The sequence below is a fragment of the Amphritea atlantica genome (assembly GCF_024347255.1).
GTDB lineage: Bacteria > Pseudomonadota > Gammaproteobacteria > Pseudomonadales > Balneatricaceae > Amphritea > Amphritea atlantica.
Map to the genome: position 1 here is coordinate 3,402,161 of NZ_AP025284.1, position 24,739 is coordinate 3,426,899.

29 protein-coding genes are annotated in these 24,739 nt (G+C 50.7%); 8 read left to right on the forward strand and 21 right to left on the reverse strand.

Going from position 1 to position 24,739, the window contains the following annotated elements:
* The first annotated feature begins 999 nt into the window (after positions 1-999).
* The 4 genes from OCU43_RS15755 to OCU43_RS15770 all read left to right on the forward strand — a co-directional run bounded on the left by OCU43_RS15755 (position 1,000) and on the right by OCU43_RS15770 (position 2,921).
* Positions 1,000-1,545, forward strand: coding sequence for a flavodoxin (locus OCU43_RS15755; RefSeq protein ID WP_091360872.1), 546 nt, complete (start codon positions 1,000-1,002; stop codon positions 1,543-1,545).
* A 142-nt stretch (positions 1,546-1,687) separates the two neighbouring features.
* On the forward strand, positions 1,688-2,308 hold the full coding sequence (gene clpP, locus OCU43_RS15760; RefSeq protein ID WP_091360874.1) for an ATP-dependent Clp endopeptidase proteolytic subunit ClpP: 621 nt from the start codon (positions 1,688-1,690) through the stop codon (positions 2,306-2,308).
* 6 nt (positions 2,309-2,314) lie between these two features.
* Positions 2,315-2,590, forward strand: a complete 276-nt coding sequence (locus OCU43_RS15765) for a DUF6156 family protein (protein WP_091360878.1) — start codon at positions 2,315-2,317, stop codon at positions 2,588-2,590.
* On the forward strand, positions 2,562-2,921 hold the full coding sequence (locus OCU43_RS15770) for a DUF3144 domain-containing protein (RefSeq protein ID WP_091360881.1): 360 nt from the start codon (positions 2,562-2,564) through the stop codon (positions 2,919-2,921). The genes OCU43_RS15765 and OCU43_RS15770 overlap by 29 nt, the downstream gene beginning before the upstream one ends.
* A gap of 85 nt (positions 2,922-3,006) precedes the next feature.
* Here OCU43_RS15770 and OCU43_RS15775 read toward each other — a convergent pair whose 3' ends face one another.
* Positions 3,007-4,200 carry a benzoate/H(+) symporter BenE family transporter gene (locus OCU43_RS15775; protein ID WP_091360883.1) on the reverse strand — a complete coding sequence of 398 codons (1,194 nt, stop codon included), beginning with the start codon at positions 4,198-4,200 and terminating at the stop codon, positions 3,007-3,009.
* A gap of 123 nt (positions 4,201-4,323) precedes the next feature.
* Between OCU43_RS15775 and OCU43_RS15780 the strand changes: the two genes are divergently transcribed.
* Complete coding sequence (locus OCU43_RS15780) at positions 4,324-4,896, forward strand: helix-turn-helix domain-containing protein (protein ID WP_091360885.1); 573 nt, start codon at positions 4,324-4,326, stop codon at positions 4,894-4,896.
* Positions 4,897-5,030: 134 nt separating this feature from the next.
* A complete protein-coding gene (locus tag OCU43_RS15785) occupies positions 5,031-5,246 on the forward strand; it encodes a dodecin (protein WP_091360887.1) in 216 nt (71 codons plus the stop codon).
* 72 nt (positions 5,247-5,318) lie between these two features.
* Here the strand turns inward: OCU43_RS15785 and OCU43_RS15790 are convergent, their stop codons facing one another.
* The 14 genes from OCU43_RS15790 to OCU43_RS15855 all read right to left on the reverse strand — a co-directional run bounded on the left by OCU43_RS15790 (position 5,319) and on the right by OCU43_RS15855 (position 17,044).
* Entirely contained in the window at positions 5,319-5,702 is a 384-nt protein-coding gene (locus OCU43_RS15790; protein ID WP_139203216.1) for a hypothetical protein, read from the reverse strand.
* Positions 5,703-5,803: 101 nt separating this feature from the next.
* Positions 5,804-6,721: a 23S rRNA pseudouridine(2604) synthase RluF gene (gene rluF, locus OCU43_RS15795; protein WP_091360891.1), complete on the reverse strand. Its 918-nt coding sequence runs from the start codon at positions 6,719-6,721 to the stop codon at positions 5,804-5,806.
* A gap of 161 nt (positions 6,722-6,882) precedes the next feature.
* Complete coding sequence (locus tag OCU43_RS15800) at positions 6,883-7,401, reverse strand: DUF1697 domain-containing protein (RefSeq protein WP_091360895.1); 519 nt, start codon at positions 7,399-7,401, stop codon at positions 6,883-6,885.
* Between the two features lie 87 nt (positions 7,402-7,488).
* Positions 7,489-7,980, reverse strand: a complete 492-nt coding sequence (locus OCU43_RS15805; RefSeq protein WP_091360897.1) for a hypothetical protein — start codon at positions 7,978-7,980, stop codon at positions 7,489-7,491.
* Between the two features lie 108 nt (positions 7,981-8,088).
* Complete coding sequence (locus tag OCU43_RS15810; protein ID WP_091360900.1) at positions 8,089-8,316, reverse strand: DUF6429 family protein; 228 nt, start codon at positions 8,314-8,316, stop codon at positions 8,089-8,091.
* Between the two features lie 278 nt (positions 8,317-8,594).
* Entirely contained in the window at positions 8,595-9,887 is a 1,293-nt protein-coding gene (clpX, locus tag OCU43_RS15815; protein ID WP_091360902.1) for an ATP-dependent Clp protease ATP-binding subunit ClpX, read from the reverse strand.
* Positions 9,884-10,762 carry a nitrogen fixation protein NifM gene (gene nifM / locus OCU43_RS15820; RefSeq protein ID WP_175483582.1) on the reverse strand — a complete coding sequence of 293 codons (879 nt, stop codon included), beginning with the start codon at positions 10,760-10,762 and terminating at the stop codon, positions 9,884-9,886. The genes clpX and nifM overlap by 4 nt, the downstream gene beginning before the upstream one ends.
* Positions 10,755-11,234 (reverse strand): nitrogen fixation protein NifZ, encoded by a 480-nt coding sequence (locus OCU43_RS15825; RefSeq protein ID WP_091360906.1) that lies wholly within the window; start codon positions 11,232-11,234, stop codon positions 10,755-10,757. Before OCU43_RS15825 ends, nifM begins: the two co-directional genes overlap by 8 nt.
* A gap of 6 nt (positions 11,235-11,240) precedes the next feature.
* Complete coding sequence (gene nifW, locus OCU43_RS15830) at positions 11,241-11,567, reverse strand: nitrogenase-stabilizing/protective protein NifW (protein ID WP_217647470.1); 327 nt, start codon at positions 11,565-11,567, stop codon at positions 11,241-11,243.
* A 9-nt stretch (positions 11,568-11,576) separates the two neighbouring features.
* Complete coding sequence (locus OCU43_RS15835; RefSeq protein WP_091360908.1) at positions 11,577-12,101, reverse strand: hypothetical protein; 525 nt, start codon at positions 12,099-12,101, stop codon at positions 11,577-11,579.
* A gap of 2 nt (positions 12,102-12,103) precedes the next feature.
* Positions 12,104-12,907 carry a serine O-acetyltransferase gene (gene cysE, locus OCU43_RS15840; RefSeq protein ID WP_245756623.1) on the reverse strand — a complete coding sequence of 268 codons (804 nt, stop codon included), beginning with the start codon at positions 12,905-12,907 and terminating at the stop codon, positions 12,104-12,106.
* A 57-nt stretch (positions 12,908-12,964) separates the two neighbouring features.
* Complete coding sequence (gene nifV / locus OCU43_RS15845) at positions 12,965-14,131, reverse strand: homocitrate synthase (RefSeq protein ID WP_091360910.1); 1,167 nt, start codon at positions 14,129-14,131, stop codon at positions 12,965-12,967.
* 402 nt (positions 14,132-14,533) lie between these two features.
* Positions 14,534-15,856, reverse strand: a complete 1,323-nt coding sequence (locus OCU43_RS15850) for a (Fe-S)-binding protein (protein WP_091360912.1) — start codon at positions 15,854-15,856, stop codon at positions 14,534-14,536.
* 246 nt (positions 15,857-16,102) lie between these two features.
* Complete coding sequence (locus OCU43_RS15855) at positions 16,103-17,044, reverse strand: ADP-ribosylglycohydrolase family protein (RefSeq protein WP_091360913.1); 942 nt, start codon at positions 17,042-17,044, stop codon at positions 16,103-16,105.
* 88 nt (positions 17,045-17,132) lie between these two features.
* Here OCU43_RS15855 and OCU43_RS15860 point away from each other — a divergent pair, with 88 nt between their 5' ends.
* On the forward strand, positions 17,133-18,035 hold the full coding sequence (locus OCU43_RS15860) for an NAD(+)--dinitrogen-reductase ADP-D-ribosyltransferase (protein ID WP_091360915.1): 903 nt from the start codon (positions 17,133-17,135) through the stop codon (positions 18,033-18,035).
* 86 nt (positions 18,036-18,121) lie between these two features.
* On the opposite strand, the gene OCU43_RS15865 is transcribed toward OCU43_RS15860, so the two are convergent.
* The 4 genes from OCU43_RS15865 to OCU43_RS15880 form a co-directional block, all read right to left on the reverse strand.
* Positions 18,122-18,646 carry a GNAT family N-acetyltransferase gene (locus OCU43_RS15865; protein WP_091360917.1) on the reverse strand — a complete coding sequence of 175 codons (525 nt, stop codon included), beginning with the start codon at positions 18,644-18,646 and terminating at the stop codon, positions 18,122-18,124.
* A gap of 76 nt (positions 18,647-18,722) precedes the next feature.
* Complete coding sequence (locus OCU43_RS15870; RefSeq protein WP_091360919.1) at positions 18,723-19,442, reverse strand: hypothetical protein; 720 nt, start codon at positions 19,440-19,442, stop codon at positions 18,723-18,725.
* A gap of 98 nt (positions 19,443-19,540) precedes the next feature.
* Entirely contained in the window at positions 19,541-19,990 is a 450-nt protein-coding gene (locus tag OCU43_RS15875) for a hypothetical protein (protein ID WP_091360921.1), read from the reverse strand.
* 94 nt (positions 19,991-20,084) lie between these two features.
* Positions 20,085-20,705 carry a hypothetical protein gene (locus OCU43_RS15880; RefSeq protein WP_091360923.1) on the reverse strand — a complete coding sequence of 207 codons (621 nt, stop codon included), beginning with the start codon at positions 20,703-20,705 and terminating at the stop codon, positions 20,085-20,087.
* 466 nt (positions 20,706-21,171) lie between these two features.
* Here OCU43_RS15880 and OCU43_RS15885 point away from each other — a divergent pair, with 466 nt between their 5' ends.
* Positions 21,172-22,728, forward strand: coding sequence for a methyl-accepting chemotaxis protein (locus OCU43_RS15885; RefSeq protein WP_175483584.1), 1,557 nt, complete (start codon positions 21,172-21,174; stop codon positions 22,726-22,728).
* 123 nt (positions 22,729-22,851) lie between these two features.
* Here OCU43_RS15885 and OCU43_RS15890 read toward each other — a convergent pair whose 3' ends face one another.
* The gene (locus tag OCU43_RS15890; RefSeq protein WP_091360927.1) at positions 22,852-24,147 is read right to left on the reverse strand and encodes a M18 family aminopeptidase; all 1,296 of its coding nucleotides are present in this window, start codon (positions 24,145-24,147) and stop codon (positions 22,852-22,854) included.
* A complete protein-coding gene (bamJ, locus tag OCU43_RS15895; protein WP_245756626.1) occupies positions 24,147-24,671 on the reverse strand; it encodes a BamJ family beta-barrel-assembly machinery protein in 525 nt (174 codons plus the stop codon). The genes OCU43_RS15890 and bamJ overlap by 1 nt, the downstream gene beginning before the upstream one ends.
* Positions 24,672-24,739 lie beyond the last annotated feature (68 nt).

Consider the following 24,739-nt stretch of genomic DNA (forward strand, 5'->3'; position numbering starts at 1 on the left):
GTGTCCTTAGCATGCCCTCTGGGTACTGTGGTGAACCGCTTTTTCTAAACCCTAGCCAGTGGCGCAGCCACGTCTAGAGTAGTTAGAACGGAAACTTTGTTTCCTGCTAGTCGTTAGACGCGACTGCGTCGCTTGCTGGAAAAAGCGGATAAAGAGCGGGCAGATCTTACATATTGCAAAGCTGCACAATTACAGACCTGGCGCTAAGCTCTCCCTCTGTGTTCTCGGTGTCCTTAGCATGCCCTCTGGGTACTGTGGTGAACCGCTTTTTCTAACCCCTAGCCAGTGGCGCAGCCACGTCTAGAGTAGTTAGAACGGAAACTTTGTTTCCTGCTAGTCGTTAGACGCGACTGCGTCGCTTGCTGGAAAAAGCGGATAAAGAGCGGGCAGATCTTACATATTGCAAAGCTGCACAATTACAGACCTGGCGCTAAGCTCTCCCTCTGTGTTCTCGGTGTCCTTAGCATGCCCTCTGGGTACTGTGGTGAACCGCTTTTTCTAACCCCTAGCCAGTGGCGCAGCCACGTCTAGAGTAGTTAGAACGGAAACTTCATTTCCTGCTAGTCGTTAGACACGACTGCGTCGCTTGCTGGATAAAAACCGTGGCTCGTCGCTCGTCGTTCGTAACAGCAAAAAGGCTGCCGGGTTGTTGCCTTTAAGAATGCATGAAATACCAGAAAGCTCAGTATCACTACCGGGCTTTTCGCTTTTTCTAACCACTAGCAAGTGGCGCAGCCACGTCTAGCAACTCACGTTTTTCCCCCTTGTAGCAAAACCCACAACAGCCCGGATCGATCAAATACTATCAATGTAGGCTTTCCAACAAACGCTGAAAATAGTCAGACATACATATTTTTTACCTATATTTATCAATCACTTATTTTTATAAAAATCATGGTACGTTAACTGCAATATTCCTCCTACCCACTTTTAATCAGCACTGTATACCTGTGCGTTGTGATGCGGTTTATCACGCACTTAGTGCAAAAGGAGATTGATATGTCACGTATTGGTTTGTTTTTCGGCACCGACACCGGCAAGACACGTAAAGTAGCCAAGATGATCAAAAAGAAGTTTGACGATGAGGTGATGGCAAGCCCGTTAAACGTAAACCGTACAGATGCCTCTGCTTTTGCTGAGTATGAGTATCTGATTATCGGTTCCCCGACGCTGGGCGAAGGCTTGCTGCCAGGTCTGTCTGCAGACTGTGAGAATGAAAGCTGGGAAGAGTTTCTGCCCGAGATCGACGATATTGATCTGACCGGAAAAACTGTTGCTATCTATGGCCTGGGTGATCAGGTTGGTTATCCGGATGAGTTTGTCGATGCTATGGGTGAACTGTACGACTTTGTCACCGAACGCGGCGCGAAAGTTGTCGGCTCATGGCCTACCGATGGTTATGAATTCAACCACTCTGAAGCGGTGGGTGAAGATGGTAAGTTCGTCGGCCTGGCACTGGATCTGGATAACCAGTCCAACCTCACAGAAGAGCGGCTGAATGCCTGGTTAGGCCAGATTGCACCAGACTTTGATCTGCCGCTCTAAGCTCAGAGCGGACGGTATCCATAGTTTCTATTAGTTACGGTATTCCCTGCCGTACGCCTTTTATGCGTAGCTCTCAGGGCTACGCTTTTTTTCCGCCAGACAGCCTGACAGGCTGGCCTGCGTGTTCATGTGAGGTATTGCGATGATCAATCCCAACGGTTCCGGAACTGACATACTCAATGCACTTGTCCCGATGGTGGTGGAACAATCCGCCAAGGGCGAGCGAGCCTATGATATCTATTCAAGATTGTTAAAGGAGCGGGTCATTTTTCTGATCGGCCCGGTTGAAGACCACATGGCCAATCTGGTGGTCGCACAGCTGCTGTTTCTGGAAGCGGAAAACCCAGGCAAAGATATCCACCTCTACATCAACTCTCCGGGAGGTTCGGTCACCGCCGGGATGTCTATTTATGACACCATGCAGTTTATTAAACCGGATGTCAGCACTATGTGTATGGGTCAGGCGGCCAGCATGGGCGCATTTCTGCTGGCCGGTGGTACTCAGGGTAAGCGCTTTGCACTGCCTAACGCCCGGGTGATGATCCACCAGCCGTTGGGCGGCTATCAGGGGCAGGCCTCCGATATTGAGATCCATACCAAAGAGATTCTCAGTATCCGCCACAAACTCAACAGCCTGCTGGCTAAGCACACCGGCCAACCTCTGGAAACCATCAACCGGGATACCGACCGGGATAACTTTATGACCGCAGAGACAGCAAAAGCCTACGGTCTGATTGATGAAGTGCTGATTCAGCGAGGCTGATAACGGATGGCAGATCTTCAGAAATATAACCATTTCTATCTAAGTTACAGCGGCATCAAACTGCCGCTGAAGCTGGTCGGACCGCTAGAACTATCAGAGATCGAAAACCGGAACACGTTTTTCGCCTCGATAGAGGATGATCAGGGTCGGGTGACCGAGATCGCCAAAGTGGTCTACAACGAGATCGAGTTACACCACCACTATCGCTATCACGATGATGACCAGAGTCTGGTAGAGGCGGTGATCACCGCGGATGGGGAAACCCATACCATTCAGTATTGAGGTCAGGGGAAGCCCTGTTTCAGAACGGCGGGTACACAAGACCACCGTTATTACCGGAGAGACGATTATGCTTGAATCAGACTTTTTTGAAGTGTCCGATGAGTTTATCAACCTTGCCAATGATCTCGGCGACGAGTGGGCTCAGCCGATGCTCAGTGCATCGATCATGCATGCGGCGGCACGTTTTAATGCTTTCCACCTGATGTCACAGAATGATACCGGTGATATCAATACCGCCATCGATTTTCTCACCACACAATACAAACAGATGCTGATAGAAAACCTGCGGGAACTGAGAAGCGATCAGCCGGATATGCTCAATCACAGCTGATCTGTTCCCGGTGCCCTCGGCAGTAACATAGAGAACACCACAGAGAGCACAGAGGCCTGCAGGATTGAGCGCACGTACAGCATGGCTAGCGGCTCAGTCTGACACTCTTCTGCACATAGTAGGCGATCAGGCCGATGCACAACCCCCAGAACGCGCTGCTGATGCCCAGCAGGTTCAGCCCGGATGCGGTGACTAAAAAGGTCAGCAACGCGGCTTCCCTGTCACCCGGATCGGCCAGCGCAGCCGACAGACTGTTACCGATGGTACTCAACAGCGCCAGTCCCGCGATCGCCATCACCAGTGCCGTTGGAAAAGCGGTAAACAGTGAGGCGATGGTCGAGCCAAACAGCCCGGTTAACAGATAAAAGCCCCCGGCCCACACTGATGCCATATAGCGTTTTGACCGATCCTGCCCGGCCTCATCGCCCATACAGATCGCCGCCGTAATCGCCGCCAGGTTGTATGAGAATCCCCCAAAAGGAGCCAGCACCACCCCGGCAAAACCGGTCCAGGTGAGCAGAGGCGAAACCGGTGTTTCATAACCATTGGCGCGCAGCACAGCGACACCCGGCACATTCTGCGAAGCCATGGTGATAATGAACAGCGGTACCCCTACCCCAATCATGGTCTGCAGATTAAAGGTCGGCGTGACCCAGAGCGGCGTCGACAACTGCCAGTTAAGCACCTCAACATTCAGTTGCCCCTGAATCAACGCCGTGGCAGTACCCGCTAACAGTACAATAGGGATGGTATAGCGCGGCAACAAACGTTTTACGGCGATAAAAACCGCTAACATCAGCCCCACCAGCAGCAGACTGGATTGCATCACCTTAAACAGATCGATGCCAAACTGCAGTAGAACCCCTGCCAGCATCGCCCCGGCCAAAGGCATCGGAACATGATGCATTATTTTTTCAAACCAGCCGGTAATACCACACAACAGAATCAGTCCGGAGCTGAAAATAAAAATACCGATCGCCTCATTAATCGGCACACCGGACAACGCCGTTACCAACAGCGCCGCCCCCGGTGTCGACCAGGCTGTCAGTACCGGAGTTCGAAAGTAGAGGGACAGACCGGCACTGGTCAGTCCCATACCGATACCCAACGCCCACAACCAGGAGCTGATTTCAGCTGTTGAAGCCCCGGCAGCCGCGGCCGCCTGAAAGATAATCACCGCCGAACTGGTATAACCAACCAGTACGGCAACAAAGCCCGCAGACAGATGTGACAGGTTGAATAAACCTGCTACGCCTGGTCGGCTCTTTATTGATCCCATGCTACCAACTCCCTACACCCGAAAACATGTTGTGCGTTATAACGTCCAAGTACGGCAAGCGTATCATTGTGCGTTATAGCGTACAATGATAATTTAATACCTCTCTTCTAACCGGAAGCCCCAATGCAGGAAATAAATCTTTATCTCGCGACCACATTGAAACAGCTCAGACAGACAAAAGGCTGGAGCCTTGACCGTGCTGCCAGTGAAACCGGCGTTAGCAAAGCGATGCTGGGACAGATTGAGCGAGGTGAGTCCAGCCCCACCATTGCAACGATGTGGAAGATATCAAAAGGGTTTCATAAATCGTTATCCAGCCTGTTAGAGCCGTCAGCAGACAACAACAGTCAAACCGTGATCCGCCCGCCAAATAAGCAATCCAAAGTGCTGGACAGCAACAACAGTCCGATCGCACCGATATTTCCCTATGAGGAACAGTTTGGATTCGAGATGTTTGAGTTAACGCTGTTGCCGGGCTATGAGCGGATATCTGAACCCCACATTGATGGTGTCACGGAACATGTGATTGTCATCAGTGGAGAGATGGAACTCCTGATTAATGGTGAATGGATTAAACTGACTCAGGGATCATCGGTGCGGTTTGCCGGTGACACACTTCATGGATACCGGAACAGCAGCGCCAGCCCCGCTGTTTTTCACAACATTCTTCACTATGCCCATGATGTTTCTGAATAAATAATTTCAACGTAAGCTGGGGTCTGAATAAAGAAGCAAAGATAACCACAGCATTAACAATCGCCCACCCTCCTGCCATTTTTAGACTACGCTTAATCTGAACTCGATAATGGCCTGAAGGGATGGGAAGTAGCATGTCTGATCACCACACATACCGGAAAACAGAGATAGTAGGTTCATCACCTATCAGCAGTGACGAAGCGATTCGTAATGCATTGGCTGAGTGCAGTAAAACGATCAGAAATATGGAGTGGTTTGAGGTAGTTGAAACCCGGGGACATATTGTCAACGGTCAGGTGGGCCACTTTCAGGTCACACTGAAAGTGGGCTTCAGGGTCGAAAGCAGCTGATACTTCCGGCTCACATTCAAAGACAAGAGCTCAGGCATAACTCCCGGTGCTGATGCCAGACAAGCTGTTTAATCAGCTAATCTCTTTGATTAGCTGATTAAACTTATCCGGATCTTCAGCTTTGAGGGTCATCAGCGATGACTTCAGCGAGTTGATATTCGCTGACAGATGCTGCCGTTTAACCTGCTCTATATCTTCAGCTATCTTTTGCAACTGATCTATGGATTCACTGGTCTGATGCTTTGTCAGCTCCAATAACACATCGGTAATCACCCCCAGTTGCTTACCATAACTGGCCACATCCCGGACCACGGCGGTTTCTATTTGACGGTTACCCGCAAAATTAACCTCAATCTGGGGAGACCACCAACTGGTAACAGGGGAGATATCCTGGGTCAGATCACCACTGAAAGGCGGCTTGAACATCCCCAGCCAGGGATTCATCCATAGGTTCATACTCAGTCTCTCCTCTGAATTCAGTCAATACCCATATCAAAACTCAGATCAGTATAGACAGATTTTCAGCGAACAACGCCTTGTATTACCTCGTCAGCCACTCAGCGACGCCGGGGTTTTCTGGCACTCCTGCCCGATTTACCTCGAGGACTTTCGCCGGATTTGGGGGAATAAGATGACGCGCCACCGGATCTGGATTTCTGTGAACCACGTCCCGATCCGCTCTTTTTATTTTGCCCGCCAGGTTTTTTACTCTGACCACCGCCAGATCGTTTTTTCTGCCCCGCAGGTGCTTCCGATGACGAGGCAGCCGCCGCTTTTAAGATCTGCTTCAGTTCGTCCTCTGTCAGATCCCGCCACTCACCCACCGGCAAGCCTTTGAGATCGACATTCATGATCCGCACCCGCTCCAGTTTTGTCACTTCATAATTGAAGTGTTCACACATCCGGCGAATCTGGCGGTTCAGGCCCTGGATCAGGGTGATACGAAACACCTTAGGCGACTCTTTAGTGATCTTGCATTTTTTGGTGACCTTACCGAGCATCGGCACCCCGGCACTCATTCCGGTAATAAACTCATCGGTGATCGGCTTGTTCACCGTTACCAGATACTCTTTCTCATGCTTATTTCCGGCACGCAGAATCTTATTTACCAGGTCGCCATTGTTAGTGAGAAAGATCAGCCCCTGAGAGTCTTTATCCAAACGGCCAATAGGAAAGATGCGGGTGCTGTGATTGACAAAATCGACGATATTATTGCGTTCACTTCCCTCGGTGGTACTGACAACGCCCACCGGTTTATTCAATGCAATAAACACAAGATCTTCCGCTTCTTCAGGATCAATCGCCTGACCGTTCACCTTCACCAGATCTCCCGGGGAAACCCGGTCACCGATAGCGGCGCGCTTACCATTGATAAACACATTACCCTGCTCAATAAAACGATCTGCGTCCCTGCGGGAGCAGATACCACTATCACTGATATATTTATTCAAACGGGTTGATGTGTCACTCAACATAGATTGATGTCTCAAAAATGGGGGCTGAAATGGCTTATCAGATGAAATCTGAAGCGGGTAGCATCTGAATTATGCGTATTCTTGACCAAATGACCGGCAGGCGCCAGTCCTGTCATAAAATTAAAGGGTTAATTAAGAGGGAAATGACAACTGAAACAGATTCAGGCCTCTTCAGTCATCTGCCTGAGTTTATTGATGGTATTGAGATTCCTTCCCGTGGCGGGCACACCCAGACACTTTTCCAGACCGGCGACCAGTTTTGACCGGCCGATCCCATCCGGCGCCTGTAGATAGAAAACCTTTCCTTTTATCTCAAAACGCTCAGTTTCAGAAGCCAGCGCCATCAGTTTTGCCCTATCAGGCTGAGGCTCGTGCTGTAAAAAGTAAAAGTGAACCGATTTACCATCAGCCAGATCATAGGGGTTATGTTTCACCGCCGCATCAAACTCATCCTCGCCCAGCACGATCATTTCAGGCCGGAAACCAAACCCCGCTTCAATCTCACGTAGTACACTCTCTCCGGGTTTCGATTTTCCCTTTAAAATAACATTGCCACTCTGAATGTAGGTTCGCACCGCATCAAAGCCGTTCTGTTGCAACAGTAAACGCAGATCCGCCATTGGCAGGATATTTCGCCCGCCAACGTTAATGCCTCTGAACAGTAAAATATAGGTTTTCATCGTATTACAGAGTTCCCTTCAGCAAGAGAGCGGTCTGTTAACACCGCTCTCCCCTGATTGCTCCTGGACGAGCCTTAGTGATCAGGTTTACTCGGCCCTGGCGTCGGCCCCATGTTCAGATAACTGCGCACCAAACCAGCGATGAATCGCAGTTAACAGATGAAGATCGGTGGTTTCAAAACGGATCTGAGCCCCTGTCGTGAGAGGTGAGTAGGTGACCGCTATTCCCGCTGACCCGGCCTGAAGTTCTTTAAGTCCCGGCATCGTGGCACCATGCAACATTGCCGGATCGGAATAGTCACCCTGCTGGAAACGTTCAGCCTCATGACTGAGATGTTGCTGAATCATAGCGATCTGATCATGCGCAGCGGCATCTTTAGCAACGACCTTTTGCACCCCTCCGAATTCGGTCATGGTGAACACATGCATGGTCTCCGACATTGCAAAGGGCATCACATGGTGAGACATCTGATGCACCTGCTCCTGGGTGGTTTGAGCGGATGCCGAAGCAACGCTTATCAGCAGCAGAAGCACAGCGGCCTGCACGGCTTTTGCAATACAACACACAGACTGTTTCATATCATCTCCATCTTATTCGGGTGAGGAACAACAGCAAAGCAGCAGATCTGTCGGTCAGGCACCACGTATCCATAGAGCTTAAACCTATAAGCCTGCCATTAAAACGGTTTAATCCTTACAAAACAGTGTTGCGAACAGCTGCGTTGATTCTTTCAAACCCGCTTCTGTCAGCACAACCGATTTAGTCTTGTTAACCGGATCATGAATATACCCCTTTTCATGCAACCGATTCATGACCTCAAAATCCATCCCTTTCCAGGCACGGACTTCATCATGAAGCGTCAGCTGTAATAGCGCTAAAACGGTTTGGTCAATTTTATCTTCATCGATATTCATAGGGCCCCTCCATGATAGCGGCTGATGTCACACAGGCGCATCGGACACTACGGAACTGGATGGTAGCCCGCTACGGCTACTTTGTGGCGCCCTTGAAGAAGAGTATAGCCCTAATAGCCAACACTATAAGCCCCATTGCGCGAGCTAACTATAAGTTGATCCAGTCGTTCATGAGGAGATCCCCAAAGGGCGTTAGAAAGGGGTAAGTAACAGGATATAGAGCGGGACGGCCCCCTGGGCCATCCCGCTTTTTCGAGATAGGAGCAGCGGTTTTTCCTTTATCCATCCACTGCTTCAGCCGATGCGGTATCCTCTTCTGAAGGGTCCAGCAACACCTCTCTGACGATCAGTTCGCTGGCGTCATCAACCCCGTCACGATCCACAATCACCTGTTTCAGCTGCGGATTGGATGGCATCTCGTACATGCTCTTACGCAGTACTGATTCCATAATCGAACGCAGACCACGGGCACCGCTGCCCCGGGCACAAGCCAGTTCAGCAATACGGGTCAGCGCCTCATCGGTAAATACCAGATCAACTCCCTGATAGGCGTACAGCTGACGATACTGCTTTTGCAGTGAATTTTTCGGTTCGGTCAGCACCCGCACCAACGCTTCAGCGTCCAGCTCATGGAGGAAGGTGACCACCGGGAAACGCCCGACAAACTCGGGAATCAGACCAAACTTCTGTAGGTCTTCTGGCTTCAGCTCGGCCAGCAGTTCATCGTGGGTGTGCTCTTTATCGGCCACAAAGTCAGCCTGGAAACCGATACCAACCCCATCGGGCCGCAACCGCCCTTTAACGTGCTCCTCCAGGCCGGGGAAAGCGCCGCCAACAATAAACAGGATATTGGTGGTATTGATCATCTCATCACCGCTATCTCCGCGACGACCACTTTTCGGCAGTTTGACATCATGACCTTCAACCATTTTCAGCAATGCCTGCTGCACACCTTCGCCGGAGACATCCCGGGTGGAGGCCGCCCCACCGCTCTTGTCCGCCAGTTTGTCGACCTCATCAATATAAACAATGCCCCACTGAGCCCGCTGCACATCACCATCGGCGGCATCCACCAGCCGACGCATAATGACATCAACATCTTCACCGACATAACCGGCCTGGGTCAGGGTCGTGGCATCGGCCACCACAAAGGGCACGCCGATCACCCTGGCCAGACTTTTCACCAACAGGGTTTTACCGGTGCCGGACGGGCCAACCATCAGCACATTGGATTTTTCCAGCTCGACGCCGCCATCAATATCGGTAATGGAATCGTTGCTGTTAAGGTTGAGCAGCCGCTGGTAGTGGTTATAGATAGCGATGGAGAGGATCTCTTTGGCGCCCTCCTGATCGATCACGTACTGGTCCAGATGCGCTTTTGTCTCTTTTGGCGTCATCAGTGATTCAGACAGATCATTCTGCTGCGCCTTCTGCCCCCAACTGCTCGACACTTTATACGCCAGCTCAACACAGGCGGAGCAGATAAAGCCTTCATTGCCAGAGATCAGCGGCACTTCCGCCGATTGCTGCACACCACAAAAAGAACATTTGATTTTCTCTTTATCACTCATGAATTCACCGCCTTGGGCATCTCAGTCTGATGCTTAAGTTGTTCTTTAATCCACTGCCGCTGATAGATAGATTGCTGTCGATCACGCAGTGAGGCTTTTAGCTTGGGAAGGACCTCTTCAAGGGGGAGTTTGCGCGGCTGTTCAATCCCGGTGCAGTACAGCAGGTGATAGCCAATTGAGGAGAGTACCGGCTCACTGACCTCTCCTGCCTGCATAGCAAACAGCACGTCGTCCAGCTCTGGATAGAGTTGTCCCCGTTCAACGTTGCCGATCTTGCCGCCATGCAGCGCCGTGGGGCATTCAGAATGTTTCTGCGCCTGCTCGTTAAAACGGGTTTTCTTTTTCAGAACCCGTTCACGGATCTCATTGATTCTGGCCAGCGCCCGGTCCGCCCGGTTCTCGTCATAATCATCGTTGACCGTTATCAGAATATGGTGAGCGGTGCGCCGTTCGGTGACGGAAAACTTATCCGGATGAAAGTAATAAAACAGCTCGGCTTCGGCATCAGAGACTTCCGGAGTGCTGGCCGATACCCGGTCAAGGGTGGCTTCCACCAGAAGATCGCGGCGAATCCCCTCTCTCAGCAACGCCAGGGTCAGATCCGCCTGTTCCAGCGCCTGCTCAAATGCAGCTGCGTTCTCATAGCGTTCGATAATCTCTTCCAGGGATTTTTTAACCTGTCCCTCGGAGATCACGACGCCCTGGCTTTGATCCGAACTGAGAATCACCCGTTCAATCTCCAGCTGATTGGCAATCAGACTGGCGGCTTCACTTCTCTGTCGGGCATCCAACTGATCCGGGGCACATTCAAACTGACTCCATGACAGCTTGAACAGCGCATAGATCGCTTCCGGGCTATCACCGTGGTTAACCATAATCACCTCCACGTGCCATTTGCGGGTCTGCGGTTGCTGCAGCAGGTTCCAGTGCCCGCTCCGGGATACAGATGCTCTGGCCATTGATATACAGGTTGTACTGAATATCGCTCTGGTCATCCCGCAGAACACCCTCGATCTCTCCCTGATCGCCTTTGCTGGCAATCAGTTGCCCCGCCATTCGCAGATCACACAGAATCCGTACTTTATCCCTGAACTCGAAACGGTTCTGAATCCATTCAGCATCCGCCGGGATCAGCTCCTCCTCCCGGCAGCCAACGGTGCGACCGGCCTCTAAAAAATGAACCCGGTAGATCAGTTGGTCCTGCAGATATGTTCCGACATCGTAAACGCAGCCCACCTCGCCCCGTCGCATCAGCAGTTCGCCCACCTCTGTTCCGGGATAGGTGCCATCATTACGCACATTCCTGATCAGTCTGACTTCGCTTCCGTATTCATATTTTGGCCGCATAGGACATCACTCCAGAATCTGGTCCAGGGGGACAAAAGTGGTTTGCGGACCTTTCATATGAAATACCCGAAATACCTTTTCTGTCAGCGCATCAGAGTGCACAAAATCTTCATACGCTTTTGTCAGCAGCTCTTTATAAGCCGTTTTGTAGCCCTCGATATCGGCCACCTGATCGGCATCGGGCAGATCTTTCAGGTAATCATGGAAACGCTGCATAATGTGCAGCCGGTTTACCTGTACCACGCTCCTGTCGAACTCAATAGCGAAATATTCCAGAAAATCCTCAGCAGAGCTAAGTTCTTCCAGATCATCCATAAATGTCATATCACTCATCGTCTCACCTCATGCACTCATTCGTTGATCTAGCGAATAGATCCCTTTCTGGTTGTAGGCTACTTCCAGCAGTGAGCGGGCACCGAGACGATCCGGACTATCCAGCGCCACTACTTTCTCCAGCCGTTCGATCCCCTCTTCAAGCTCTCCCAGGCGCAGACACAGATAACCGCTGCCTTTCAGCGCCAGCAGGTAGAAACGCACCATACCGAACGACTCAACCATGCCGTAGGAGAGATGTTCCAGGGTCATACGCCGCCAGCCCAGATCAAAACCAAACATCTTGCCGGACACCTCAAGAGCGGTCCCGGCAACCTCCAGCGCCTCGGTATAGCGATGCTGGTAGTAATAAAACCGGTACAGAGCCACCAGCACCATCAGATTTTGCGGCGCCATAAAGCGGGCTTTTATCAGGTAGGGTTCCGCCTGACCACGGCTGTAGGCGTCTGCTGCCTGATTGAGCAAAGCCATCACTTCGGGTGCCAGGGGTGCTTCAAAATAGAGATCAGCCTCTTCAAAACTGTGCAGGTCCATAATTATTCTCCGTGCGCATGCGCATATCTTTTTCCGTCAGGACACTCGTTATCGCAGATATCACTGCTCGGCTCACACTGACTGTAAAATTTAAACTGGTAGCCAGACTCAAGCGCGCCCTGCTTTTCTAACTGGGCTTCAAGCTTGTCGATCCGCTCCAGCATGCAGGCCATCGCCCGGCCCACCGGGTCGGGGATCATATGATGATTGAGGTTAATTCCAGACACACCGGCGCTGAGCTTCTGATCGGCAACCACCCGCCCCGGAATGCCAACCACAGTGCCATCTGCCGGTACATTAGCGACAACCACAGAGTTGGCGCCCACCCGGGCATCTGCACCAATGGTGATCGGTCCAAGAATTTTCGCGCCAGCACCGACCAACACCCGGTCACCCAGCGTCGGATGACGTTTACCTTTATTCCAGCTGGTGCCACCCAGAGTGACACCGTGATAAAGGGTTACATCATCGCCCAGCTCAGCGGTTTCACCGATAACAACACCGGCACCGTGATCGATAAACAGCCGGGCACCGATACGGGCGCCAGGATGAATATCGACGTTGGTCAGCAAACGCACCAGGTAGGCCAGCATGCGAGCAGTGAAAAACCACTTAGCTTTCCAGAGCTTATGTGACAACCGGTACAACAGGACTGCATGAACCCCGGGATAGGTGAGCAAAATCTCAAAGTAGTTTCGCGCAGCAGGATCTCGGTCAAAGACACAGTTCACATCCTCTTTCCAGGTTGCCCAAAGCCCCACTGGACCGTTGGTGATCATCGGAATAGCCTCCGTTTTCATATTCATCAGCGTCTCCCTTCAGTCAGTAATGAAGCACAGCGCATGCCAGACTGGAGAGCGTGTTTAAAGTGCAACAACTGAGGGTTCATAGATCTCACCCGCGACCGGTAACAGCTCTTCGCTGAGCCGGATCAGTTCCATCGAAGAGAGGGTTTGTTTATTCAGTGTGACCCGCTGGCGAATCTCTGACAGTAAGATTTCTGCCTGTTCACGGCTCAGTATGATGCCCAGTTCCTGATAGACATGTTTCACAATGCTGACACCGGAATGTTTGCCCAGCACCAGTTGATGTGAACGTCCCAGTTTCAGCGGATCGAGCCCCTGATAGTTGCGCTGATCTTTTAGCAAGCCATCGGTATGGATACCGGACTCATGGGTAAATACATGGCTGCCAACCACACTTTTCTGACAGTGCACCTGACGTCCGGATGCCTGCTCTACCATGGCGGAAAGGGACGGCAGACTGGTGAAATCGATACCGCAATCGATGCCGTACAGCTGTGATAAACCGATCACCACCTCTTCGAGGGCGGCATTTCCAGCCCGTTCTCCCAGGCCGTTGACGGTGGTATTCACATGGGTTGCACCGGCGCTGATTGCCGCCATGGAGTTGGCTGTTGCCAGCCCCAGATCATCATGGGCATGCATCTCGATCTCAAGATCGGTAGATGCTCTCAGATCGCTGATCACACTGAACAGGGAGAAAGGTTCCATCAACCCCAGGGTGTCAGCATAACGAACCCGTTTAGCACCTGCCCTGGCGGCCACTTCGTACATCGTTTTAAGGAAATCGGTCTCCGCTCTGGATGAATCTTCACAGCCGACACTGACACTGAAACCAAGATCTACCGCTGTTTTCACATAGTAATCGATCTGCTTTAACACCCACTGCGGAGTTTTACCCAGCTTATAGCGGATCTGCTGGGCAGACGCAGCGATCGACAGGTTAAGAATATCGACACAGGTCTCCTTAGCCGCGGCAATATCGCTGTCACACATCCGACACCAGACCATCAGCTGAGGGCGCTCAGCCAGGGCTGCAATCGACCGGATCACCTCGCATTCAGCGCTACCCATGGCCGGAATACCGATCTCCAGTTCAGGCACACCCGCACCATGAAGCGCCTGGGCAATCGCGATTTTCTCATCCGCATTGAAAGCCACACCAGCCGTCTGTTCACCGTCACGTAGCGTTGTATCATTGATGGTCACTATTCTGGTTGCAGACATCGGAAACCTCACCGCATCTATGTATCTGACTGAACTTATTCACGCGCCTGCGTCAATAAACGTTTCTTACTGAGTGTTACTGCAAACTACATTCCAAGTTATAAATACTTAATAAACAGACAGTTACAAATATCGCCCAGCGGGTTATCACGACAAAGCAGCCGATTTGTCACAAATACTACATAGCTTAATACGGGCAATCAGACAGGTTGTAAGACGCGCCCAGGGAATCGTATACGCAGGTTAATGAAGAGACTGCTACCCAGCAGAAGAGATGGTGGGGGATAAAGATCGGGTCAGCGCGTCGATACGAAATCAGAAACGCCCGGCATAGACTGATGGCAGTAAAACAGTCCCACCGGGCGCCCTGAAAAAGCGGTAAGCTTAGCTGACCAAAAACGCTTATAAGGCCAGTTTCAGCAGTTCGGCCAGATGCAGCGTCTGACGATCAGCATAATGCTGAATCTGGGAGCGGCAGGAGAATCCATTCGCCACCACCAGTGCTTCAGGTTCCGCTGCCAAAGCGGGCTGCAGAGCAAGGTTGAACATCTTTTCGGAATCCTGCTGATGCTCTTTTTCGTAGGCAAAACTACCGCCACCGCCACAACAACTGGCATCGATAAACTCAAACTCCAGTTCAGGTATCAGTTTCAATACTTTACGTACCGATTTCATCGCCCCCACCGCTTTCTGATGGCAGTGTCCATGCACAACCACCTTTTGTCCGATCGGCGTCGACAGTGCAAGCATGAAACGTCCGGCACTGATCTCCCGGGCGACAAACTCTTCAAACAGATAAACCTGTTTAGCCAGGCCTGGGGCTTTATCAGTCAGTCCCAGCTGCTGATATTCGTCCCGCAGCATCAGTGCTGATGAGGGTTCCAGTCCTATAATCGGCACCTGTTTATCTATGTAAGGGGTAAGATCATCCAGTAAACGGCAGGCTTTCTCCCTGGCTTTATCCAGATCTCCGGATGAAAACCAGCTACGCCCTTCCATCGCCCCGCCTTTTGCGCCGATAAAACGCACATCATAACCCGCGCGGGCCAGCACCTCCTGCGCCGCCATAAAGATCTGCGGTGAGAATCCCCGCGACAGACTGTCCGCCAGCATCACCACGGTATTGCTTTTTATCGCTTCCCTACTATTACTAACGGCTGGCGTCTCTGTCAGCTGATGAGCACTCGGCAGCGGCAGTGCCACTCTGGCGCTGATACCGATATAGCGCTCCATCCACCGACGGATAAGCGGGCTGCGGTTTCGCAGGGTAAAACAGACACGCAGCAGATGGGGAAACCTGAGCAGCAAAGGCAGGTTGGCAAACAAGCGGTCGCGCAACGCATAGCGCCCCCGGTTATCGGGTTGCGACAGATATTCTGAACGAATCGTGGCCAGATCCAGGCCACTTTCACACTCTCGCTTGCACCCCTTACAACCCACACAGGCGCGCATCGCATCATCCAGTTGCTGCTTCTCGTCTGCGGTGATCTCGCCATTGAGCAGGCGTTTCAGCAACCGGCTGCGACCACCCGGAGAGTAGGCAGCATCCTGCCGCACCCGAAAACTGGGACACATAACACTCTTTGTCACAGGCCTCAGGCATACCAGACTGTTGATACACACGGATACCGCTTTGGCAAAGTTGCCACCGGTTTTGGGGATATCCGCATAGGCATCTCCCAGCCCCGCACTTTCATAATCAGACCAGTCTAAATTGGGTTTCATACTTCGGCTTCTGTCAGGGGTTGATCACTGTTCTTGTTGCAAAACACAGATCAGTAACCTGCAAAACATACGCCAGCAACCCAGAGCGCATTAACTGATTGATCTGCATAGCATTGTCAGATGAGCTACACAGTTAACACCCGCTAGCATTCCCCCAGTTTGTCGTCTTTATGACAATAATATCTGTTGTCTGGCTTCACTCATCCGTTGCTAAGGTTGTTGCTAGGATCGTTGTTAGGATTGTTGCTAAGAGACCATCGCTTCACCGGCCTTTGAGCCGAGCTTTGCTTCGGTGGTCTGCCGATAGAGCTGATCCGCCAGGGACAAGAGCAACGGTTTCTGATGCAGCCGTTCAAGCCAGGAGGCTCTGATACCGTTGATACCGTAATAAGCCCCGGCGATCTGGCCACACACCGCCGCAGTGGTATCCGCATCATCGCCCAGATTAGCCGCCATCAGCACGGCATCATCAAAATTATCACTATGGAAGAAACACCACAGCGCCGCTTCCAGACAATCAATCACATAACCACTGCCACTGATTTCAGTCACCGGTTTTTGCAGAAACTCTTCGGTGGCGATCAGCCGCACTTTTTTGCTCTGTGGCAGATACCCCGCTGATGACATCAGAATGTTTTTATTCGCACCACGAAGGCAGCGGGCAATAATCGCAGCAAAATAACAACAGGCATCCAGGCACTCCGGGGCTCCATGGGTGGTGCGCGACGAATCACTGACATAACCGATCAGATCAGGGTGTTCGCTATAATAGAGCACCATCGGGGCCAGTCTCATCAGCGAACCGTTACCCGCAGACATGGGGTGAGTATCACCACTGAATGGCTCACCGGAGGACTCAAACAGATGCAATGCATTTGCCACCGTTGCACCGATATCGAAGCAACGCCCGGTGCTGCTGTGTCGCCCCTCCTTCCACCAGCGATAGTAACGCTGCATCTGATCTCTGGCGTCAAAACCGTTGCACTCAATCAGTGATTCCGCCAGACAGATCGCCATCGAAGTATCATCGGTCCACTGCCCTGGTTGCAGATAAAACGGGCCTCCACCCAACATATCGTCAATCGGTGTAAAACTGCCAGGCGGTTTAAACTCCAGCGTTGTGCCGATAGCATCGCCCACCGCCAGCCCGAGCAAGCAGCCCTGATAACGCTCTTTGAGTGAAACCATTTTCTCTCCTTATTGATTCAGATCAGCCAGCCAGTTACGATCACCCATATAATAGGTGCGAAACATGTCGACGAAGATTTAGCAGCACATGGCAGATTCACCTCTGGAACTGATCCAACATTTAGCCCCTGGCGAACCGACACTACCCGCTTACGCACGCCTGCCGGTGAACCACTGCAATTACCCTGCCATCATATTGGGCAGCCTGACATTTCAGCGCTATCCCGAAGCGATCTTTCTCGACAATGTGGCAACCTTTCATCAACCTCTGTTTAACCGTTTGGATAACATTGAAGCGGCCGCTGACAGAGCGGTGGCGTTTGAAACCTATATGCAGGCATCGTTTCTGCTTACCGCCCCTGAAGAAGCCGGCTATCAGGCAGAGAATCAGGAAAACGGCGCAGAGTTACGCGGTATAAAACACACTCACAAGAAAAAGGCGCGCCATAAGGCCGATTACAGAAAGCTTCTGAGAGGTTGGTTGTTTGACTCTGACAGCCGTGAAGCGGCGGTGATGAAAGGCTGGGTAGAGTCCCGTTTTGGCTTGCTGGCCCGCAACCACAAAGGCCCACTACGGGATTTCGAATCAGAGACCTATTTCAACTACACCCAGGAACGCAGTGCCGGTCTGTACAACACCAACAGTCTGGAAAGCCAGCTCGATCTGCTGTACAGCTATTGCCAGTATGAACTGCACCGACGGTTGCCAAACCAGCGACACTATCAACTCTATCGCGCCACCAACCGGCTGAATGAATACGACACCCTGTTTCAGGGGTCAAAATCCAGCTCAGCGGTGATTCTTAACAACCTGACCTCTTTCAGCAGCAGCCTGGAACAGTGCGACAGTTTTGGCGACACCCTGCTGCAATGTCAGGTTCCCTTCAGTAAGATCCTGTTCTTCCCCGACCTGCTTCCCGGCGCATTCAGATGTGAGAGTGAATATATCGTGCTTGGCGGACTGTATCAGGTCAGCAAGGTCGCGATTTAAGTTATATCGAGTGTGATCTGGCATGGAAAAGAACAGACCTTAATGGCGATTACTGTTTATGTGAGAACCGGAGGGACGAGTTCTCATCAGGCATGCAATAACCAGTCTTCCCGCATCATCCGATACAATCGCACCGGTCGGTTATGAAAATCCTGAAGCCTGTAGTTTACGAATCCAGCCTTCTCCGTCACTCTGACAGAGGCAGCAAGCTCTGGCTCGATAATAACGACGACCGACTCACACTGTTTTTGCTCGAAAGCATATTGTAGAACTCCTCTAACCGCTTCTGTCGCAAACCCCTGATGCCAGAACCTGCGTGCCAAACGATACCCCAGATTGATCTCTTTATTGCCGCCAACCCACTCAGGTCCAACACCACAGAAACCAATAAAATCGCCTGACGTTTTCTCGCACAATGCCCATGGCCCGATTCCATGTGATGCGTAACACTCAAGACACCAGTCTATAAATTGTCGGGTAGCTTCCTCATCGCAAACTCCGCGAACGGAAAACTTCATCACTTCCGGGTCGCTTAGAATTTCAGTGAGTGCCTGAACATCCTGATGGGATAACGGTCTTACAATCAACCTGTCTGTTGCAAATAGTTGCACCGGAATCTCCCTGTGCATTACGCCGTGTTAACCCGCAGTCAAAGCGGAGCCGAAGGCTTAGCGTTGGTTGAACACTTTATATTTGTTTGATTACATAGTTTTCAGCTTTTCGATAGCTACTCTGTAGAGGTTTGGGTAACAGCCCTAAGATGGCGTCTTTTAAAAATGAGGTAGAAACCTCAATACCTTGTTGATCACTAAATCCCCAAGCATCACCTTCGCGATTATTAGCTGAATAACGAATAATACCTTCAAAAAATGCACGTACAGAGCTAAAAGCACCATCTTTTTTCATTTTCTCTAGATTGCAGACAAGGGCGCTATTTATATTAAGTTCATCAGGCTCATTAGAGGGGCTTACGTCTAATAGCAAGAGCTCATTTTCACCACTGTAGCGCCATTTTGTTTTACTCTCAAAATCTTCCAAGGCCGATACAAATGAGTTGTCACTATAACTCCAATCTACACCATCTATGCTTGTTACAGTCTTAAGGTCAGGGTATTTATCTTCTGGCCAGTAAGCCCCATAACCACAACAGAAAATATCTATGTGTTCCTTTGAACGATGATGAAAATAGCTAAGCGATTCCAGAATTTCATCCTTACAAAACTGTGAATTCGGGTTGCAAAATAGGACTGCGACAAGACTTTTCTTCTTGATTTTTGCATTGACGTCAGCCATCGCTTTTGACGATGCAGGACTAACACCATCAAAAAATGCTATCCGTTTAGGCTTGCCTAAGAATTGGTTATTAACTGCCTTTACTATGTTCTTATATAGGATGGCGTCGATCATTGCTCAAATCTCTCTTTGAAATATAACGCTGCCAGCAGCGGCCGAGTGAAACGAGGTCCAGCGACCGCAGGGAGCGATGCTGGCTGGCCTTGTTAAGTTCATTTGTTTTCATTCTTGTAAATCCCTACACCAAGCCGAAGACAATCATCTAGCTCTTTTGGAGCGGAACCACAGTATATTGATTGAACAAGCATGCTTTTTGTATGCAGTTCTTTGAAATTAATTTCAAAACCGTGACCATTCCATGCTGTACCCAATTGACGAGTTTGAACAATTTCATGGCCTTCAAATTGCTCGAACGGAGAATACTTTGTAATTTCGTAACCATCATCACTAGTTATTTCTGGCATCTCGGCTAATTTGCGAACGCCTAAGTATTCGCCGCCAATTTCACCCTGCAAACAAAATACACCTTTGCTTGTTTTTAGGTAAACGACGTTGAACTCATCTTGAACAGTATTAATTAATACCTGTTCTAGAAACGCCCCCTCTAACTCTTTTAGAAGTTTGCATGCTTCGTCTATGTATTGCTCGTAGTTTTCACTCATAGGAACTTAACGCCCGCATTTGGGGCCGCAGTGTAGACGCGAAGCGCCGAAACGGAGGTCCCAGGCCACGAAGTAGCCGCCCAAGATGCGATTGTTAGAGCTTGTATTTGGCATAGTAGCTTTTTAGTGCCTCGTACTGTCTTTTAGGTACTTCATTTAGCTCTAGACCTGAGACCAATTCGTTAAATTTGTTTATATCTGGGGCAACCTCAAAACTATGGGTACCTATTGCCTCTCTGGACGTAACTGAAAATTTCTCATTCCCTGAACGTTCGATATTGCCAGATAACTCTGACACCATATCCCATGCATGAATATTAAGGTAACTAGATTTGGAATTCTCTAAATCTTGACCCTCAAGACCTATTTTTTCTTGTAGCTCAGATAGCTGGTCATATACATCATGGCTCTTATTAAAAGCTCCTTCTGAAAATCTTCCAGCTTTTGCTAAGGCAAAAAAGTTTGTCTTTATTAGGGGCTTAGCAACTTCTTTAAGATTTTCAATTGTAGCGTTGGCTTCGTTTACCGCCTCCTTCAATTTCGCCTCAAAGCCTGCACCTTTAAACTCTGAAAATTTATCCAAATTTGCAAAGGCGAGAAAGATACCGCTTGCAGCAACTGCAATTCCCATCTCGGCCGCCATACCTTTAAGGCCAAATACGAAAACAGAAGCTATTAACAAAATAAACCCGACAAAGTTTAAAAATCCATTCATTTATTTTCTCGATGTTGTAGCTCTAACAGCTAATTATAGTGCCGTTTGGCACTATAACTCCCAGGCACTATAAATCTGAGAATTGGGCAGGCCAAAATTCACTTTTATTTTATATATCAGCAGGATAGACAGTCTTAAGAGAGGTTTGCCACAGAATTGGAGTATCTGTAGAGGCCGCGTCCCTGCCAACAACTTACCCACATCATAATATCCAATCTTATTAAATCACAGGGCTATATCACTCCCCCCCTGTTCACATTCACGCAACCCCAGCCTGTAACCAAAGCTATTTATCAATCAACACAGCAGCCTGATGACTTCGGCACACTGTGATGATTTTTCGCGGCAGCTTTCTACCCATACTGGCAGTTAGTTTATCTTATAAACGTTTACCAAACTAAACAGTTGTGATTATATTCATTATTAAATTACAACAATAACAGAGGTTACCATCGGGAGATGTATGATGTCTAAGAGGGTTCTGACTGCTGCGGCAGCGATACTGTTTATCGGTGCATGGTGTTTTCTGGCTTATCGGATTAACAGTGACACGTCGGATAATAGGGGGATAGCAAGCGGGTTTATGATCAGCTCGGCTGTGTGGGGAGTATTACTGCTTCTTGGTGCTGCGATCTGGTTGAGGGAACAACGCGATTTCCACGCAGAGTCTGGCGTAGAGGGGATGGTCGGGCGTCTGGTCAGAAGCGATCTGACACAGGAAAATGTCCGGAACCAGCCCGACGGTGGAACGGCAGCGGATCTGAGCCAGGCTATCGAGAGACTAAAGCATACCCTGACCCAGTTTTCCCACAACAGTGTTCTGCTGGCCCACTCTGCTCAGGGGCTTGATGGTAATCTGAACAACATCGACCGGGCGACCGGTGAGATTGTCCACCAGCTGAGCACCTCGGCATCGGCAAGCGAGGAGTTGTCAGCCGCCGCGTCTGAAGTATCTGAAAACTGTAAACGTGCATCCGATAACTCCCACGAAGCCAACGAAGTAGCACTCAGGGGACAGTCGATCATTCGTCAGACCATCGGCAGCATGCATAAAACCACCGATATTGTCACCGATTCGGCGGCCGTTATCCGCAGTCTGGGTGAGCGTTCCGGCGAAATTGGACAGATTGTCGATCTCATCAGTAATATCGCCGACCAGACCAACCTGCTAGCGCTGAACGCCGCAATTGAAGCGGCCAGAGCCGGTGATCAGGGACGCGGTTTCGCGGTTGTATCCGGTGAGGTGAGAGAGTTAGCCGAGAAAACCTCTCAGGCAACCGAAAAAATACGCCTGACCGTTGAAACGATGCAGAAGGAGCTGAAACAGGCAACCGGGATGATGGATCAGGGGGTTCTGATCGCCCAGCACGGCACCGAGTCTGCGCAGCAATCTGAAACCGCACTCAACGATATACTCAGCCATATCACCTCTCTGGTGGGAGAGGTCGAGCAGATCGCAGTCGCCTCACGGGAAACCACTGCCACTACCGAAGAGCTATCCAGAAGCCTGCATCAGGTAGCCCAACTGATGGATGAAACAGCCGGTAACGTTAACCATAACAGCCTGATTGTGACCAAGCTGTCGGAATCGGCCAGAGAGATGAAACACCTGATCGGGCAGTTCCGGCTGGTGAGCAAGGCGGACGCCGAGGCGCTGGTGCAACGTGCCCACGATTACGCCCGGGAACACGGCCGGGACAAAGCGATTGCAGCATTTAACGATCACGAAGGTGATTTTGTGAAGGGGGAGCTCTACGTGCTGGTGCAGGATTTCAACGGCACCATGCTCGCTCATGGTGGCAACCCTGCACTGGTCGGCAAGAATCTGGCTGAGGCCCGGGATGCCAGCGGTCAGCCGCTGTGTCCGCCACTGGTAGCGATTGCAAGGGAACAGGAACAGGGCTGGTATAGCTACGCCTACCTGAATCCACACACCGGTAAAGATGAGCCTAAGCACACCTTTGTGCGCAGGTTTGGTGACGATTGTTATATCGCCTGCGGCATTTATCAGCCCCAGGCCTGAGAAACTGACAGCACTGAGAAACTGACAACCCAGAGAAACTAACAAACCTGAGTGGAGGTGATATGACGTGTCATATCACCTCCACATCAGTTTTAAGGATTCTCTCAGCTGAATCCGCCCGATTTACACCCGCTGCTGTCGATAGAAACGGCTGAGCACCCGCGCCAGATTGACTGCGTCATCACTGCCCGCCAGTTCACGAATCGAGTGCATCGCCAGTTGCGGCACACCGATATCAATGGTTTTAACACCGATCTCTGCCGCCGTGATGGGGCCTATCGTACTGCCGCAGGCCATATCACTGCGTACAACAAAGGATTGCAGCGTAACCTCTTCCTGCCGGGCGATATGACGGAACAGTGAAGCGGTTTCACTGTTGGACGCATAGCGTTGATTAGCATTGATCTTAATCACCGCCCCGCTGTTCATTCGTGGGCCATGATTACTGTCATGTTTATCGGCAAAGTTGGGGTGCACCGCATGGGCGTTATCCACCGAAACCATCATCGAGTTGGCAATCATCCGGTTACGGACCTCAGGATCGGGTGCCAAACGCTCCAGCAACTGCTTCAGCATCGGCCCTTGTGCACCTGCGGCACTCATGCTGCCCACCTCTTCATGATCATTACACACCAGCAGGGTATTCTGATCTGAGTTTGATTCGATCAGGGCCTGCATGCCGATAAAGCAGCTCAGCAGGTTATCGAGTCGCGCTGATGCGAAAAACTCTTGATTCAGACCGATGTAAGCGGGTTTCTGCACATCATAGAAATACAGCTCATAATCGAGAATTTCGGCAATGTCATCGACATGGTTTGCCAGCAATTCCTGTTTGAGTATCTCTCGCAGTTCGGCTTTATCATCCCCATGCAGTTGCGCCATCAGCGGTGGCATCTCTGTTTGCGGATTAACATTGCGCCCATGATTGACGTCACGGTCCAGATGAATAGCCAGACTGGGAATCACGGCTACCGGACGTTGAAAGTTCACCAGCTCGCTGCGCAGCCCACCATCGATGGAGACATAGTTCACCCGCCCGGCCAGGGACAGATCACGGTCAAACCAGGGATTCAGCAGCGCTCCGCCATACACCTCGACGCCCAGTCGCATACAGCCCTGACTGATGGTTTCAGGATTAGGCTTCACCTTCAGGCAGGGGCTGTCAGTATGGGCCCCCACCATGCGTATGCCGCTCGTGGCCAGGTCTGAACCGGTTGCCATATTCCAGGCAATAATGGAGGATTCATTGCGCACAATAAAGTAGCGCCCACCGGGCCATACATTCCAGGTGTTCTGTTCTTCCAGCTCGATAAAACCGGCTTCCTGCAGTCGCGCCCGCATCTCATATACCGCATGAAAAGGGGTTGGCGATGCCGCCAGAAAATCAAACAGTTGCTCATTAAACTCATGTTTTTGCATTATTGATCAGCCTTTTCCTGAGGCAGGATTTCTAACAACTCAATTTCAAAAATAAGGGTGGAGTTGGCCGGTACCATCCCCCCCGGGCTTCGTGCACCATAGCCCAGTTCTGAGGGCAGGTAGATCTTCCAGCGGGCTCCCGGGGACATTTTCAGCAACGCTTCCCGCCAGCCTTTAATGACATCCTTGACGGTAAACACCGGTTGTTTCTCTTTGCCGACTGAACTTTCAAACTGTTCGCCGTCTACGGTCCAGCCAGTGTAACTCACCCGGACCTGACTGAGTACATTTGGCTGGGGCCCCTCAGCTGCCTGTAACACCTCATATTGCAGGCCTGAAGGGGTGACCACAACCCCATCCCTCTGGGCATTTTCCTGCAGAAACTGCATCCCTGCTTTTTTAGTCCCATCGTTCAGTGCTTTATCCAGCAACTGCTGATGAAACTGCTTTTCCTCTTCAGTTTCGCCACAACCGCTGGTGATGGCGACTAACAGCGACAAAACGACAACACTAACAACCCGCATAACCACAATAGCTGTACCTGCTTCAATTAATAAACTGGAGATAAGCCGTTGATTTTACATCAGCACGC

Bases quoted from the DNA above. Each gene is read 5' to 3' on its own strand.
- OCU43_RS15835 (WP_091360908.1), bottom strand. From the start codon at position 12,101: ATGGACCTGCACAGTTTTGAAGAGGCTGATCTCTATTTTGAAGCACCC.
- OCU43_RS15860 (WP_091360915.1), top strand. From the start codon at position 17,133: ATGGCAGATTCACCTCTGGAACTGATCCAACATTTAGCCCCTGGCGAA.
- OCU43_RS15775 (WP_091360883.1), bottom strand. From the start codon at position 4,200: ATGGGATCAATAAAGAGCCGACCAGGCGTAGCAGGTTTATTCAACCTG.
- OCU43_RS15870 (WP_091360919.1), bottom strand. From the start codon at position 19,442: ATGATCGACGCCATCCTATATAAGAACATAGTAAAGGCAGTTAATAAC.
- clpP (WP_091360874.1), top strand. From the start codon at position 1,688: ATGATCAATCCCAACGGTTCCGGAACTGACATACTCAATGCACTTGTC.
- OCU43_RS15890 (WP_091360927.1), bottom strand. From the start codon at position 24,147: ATGCAAAAACATGAGTTTAATGAGCAACTGTTTGATTTTCTGGCGGCA.
- OCU43_RS15780 (WP_091360885.1), top strand. From the start codon at position 4,324: ATGCAGGAAATAAATCTTTATCTCGCGACCACATTGAAACAGCTCAGA.
- OCU43_RS15850 (WP_091360912.1), bottom strand. From the start codon at position 15,856: ATGAAACCCAATTTAGACTGGTCTGATTATGAAAGTGCGGGGCTGGGA.
- nifV (WP_091360910.1), bottom strand. From the start codon at position 14,131: ATGTCTGCAACCAGAATAGTGACCATCAATGATACAACGCTACGTGAC.
- OCU43_RS15755 (WP_091360872.1), top strand. From the start codon at position 1,000: ATGTCACGTATTGGTTTGTTTTTCGGCACCGACACCGGCAAGACACGT.
- nifM (WP_175483582.1), bottom strand. From the start codon at position 10,762: ATGGTTAACCACGGTGATAGCCCGGAAGCGATCTATGCGCTGTTCAAG.
- rluF (WP_091360891.1), bottom strand. From the start codon at position 6,721: ATGTTGAGTGACACATCAACCCGTTTGAATAAATATATCAGTGATAGT.
- OCU43_RS15805 (WP_091360897.1), bottom strand. From the start codon at position 7,980: ATGAAACAGTCTGTGTGTTGTATTGCAAAAGCCGTGCAGGCCGCTGTG.
- OCU43_RS15790 (WP_139203216.1), bottom strand. From the start codon at position 5,702: ATGAACCTATGGATGAATCCCTGGCTGGGGATGTTCAAGCCGCCTTTC.
- OCU43_RS15810 (WP_091360900.1), bottom strand. From the start codon at position 8,316: ATGAATATCGATGAAGATAAAATTGACCAAACCGTTTTAGCGCTATTA.
- OCU43_RS15770 (WP_091360881.1), top strand. From the start codon at position 2,562: ATGGGGAAACCCATACCATTCAGTATTGAGGTCAGGGGAAGCCCTGTT.
- OCU43_RS15785 (WP_091360887.1), top strand. From the start codon at position 5,031: ATGTCTGATCACCACACATACCGGAAAACAGAGATAGTAGGTTCATCA.
- nifW (WP_217647470.1), bottom strand. From the start codon at position 11,567: ATGAGTGATATGACATTTATGGATGATCTGGAAGAACTTAGCTCTGCT.
- cysE (WP_245756623.1), bottom strand. From the start codon at position 12,907: ATGAATATGAAAACGGAGGCTATTCCGATGATCACCAACGGTCCAGTG.
- OCU43_RS15875 (WP_091360921.1), bottom strand. From the start codon at position 19,990: ATGAGTGAAAACTACGAGCAATACATAGACGAAGCATGCAAACTTCTA.
- OCU43_RS15825 (WP_091360906.1), bottom strand. From the start codon at position 11,234: ATGCGGCCAAAATATGAATACGGAAGCGAAGTCAGACTGATCAGGAAT.
- OCU43_RS15765 (WP_091360878.1), top strand. From the start codon at position 2,315: ATGGCAGATCTTCAGAAATATAACCATTTCTATCTAAGTTACAGCGGC.
- bamJ (WP_245756626.1), bottom strand. From the start codon at position 24,671: ATGCGGGTTGTTAGTGTTGTCGTTTTGTCGCTGTTAGTCGCCATCACC.
- OCU43_RS15885 (WP_175483584.1), top strand. From the start codon at position 21,172: ATGTCTAAGAGGGTTCTGACTGCTGCGGCAGCGATACTGTTTATCGGT.
- OCU43_RS15800 (WP_091360895.1), bottom strand. From the start codon at position 7,401: ATGAAAACCTATATTTTACTGTTCAGAGGCATTAACGTTGGCGGGCGA.
- clpX (WP_091360902.1), bottom strand. From the start codon at position 9,887: ATGAGTGATAAAGAGAAAATCAAATGTTCTTTTTGTGGTGTGCAGCAA.
- OCU43_RS15855 (WP_091360913.1), bottom strand. From the start codon at position 17,044: ATGGTTTCACTCAAAGAGCGTTATCAGGGCTGCTTGCTCGGGCTGGCG.
- OCU43_RS15880 (WP_091360923.1), bottom strand. From the start codon at position 20,705: ATGAATGGATTTTTAAACTTTGTCGGGTTTATTTTGTTAATAGCTTCT.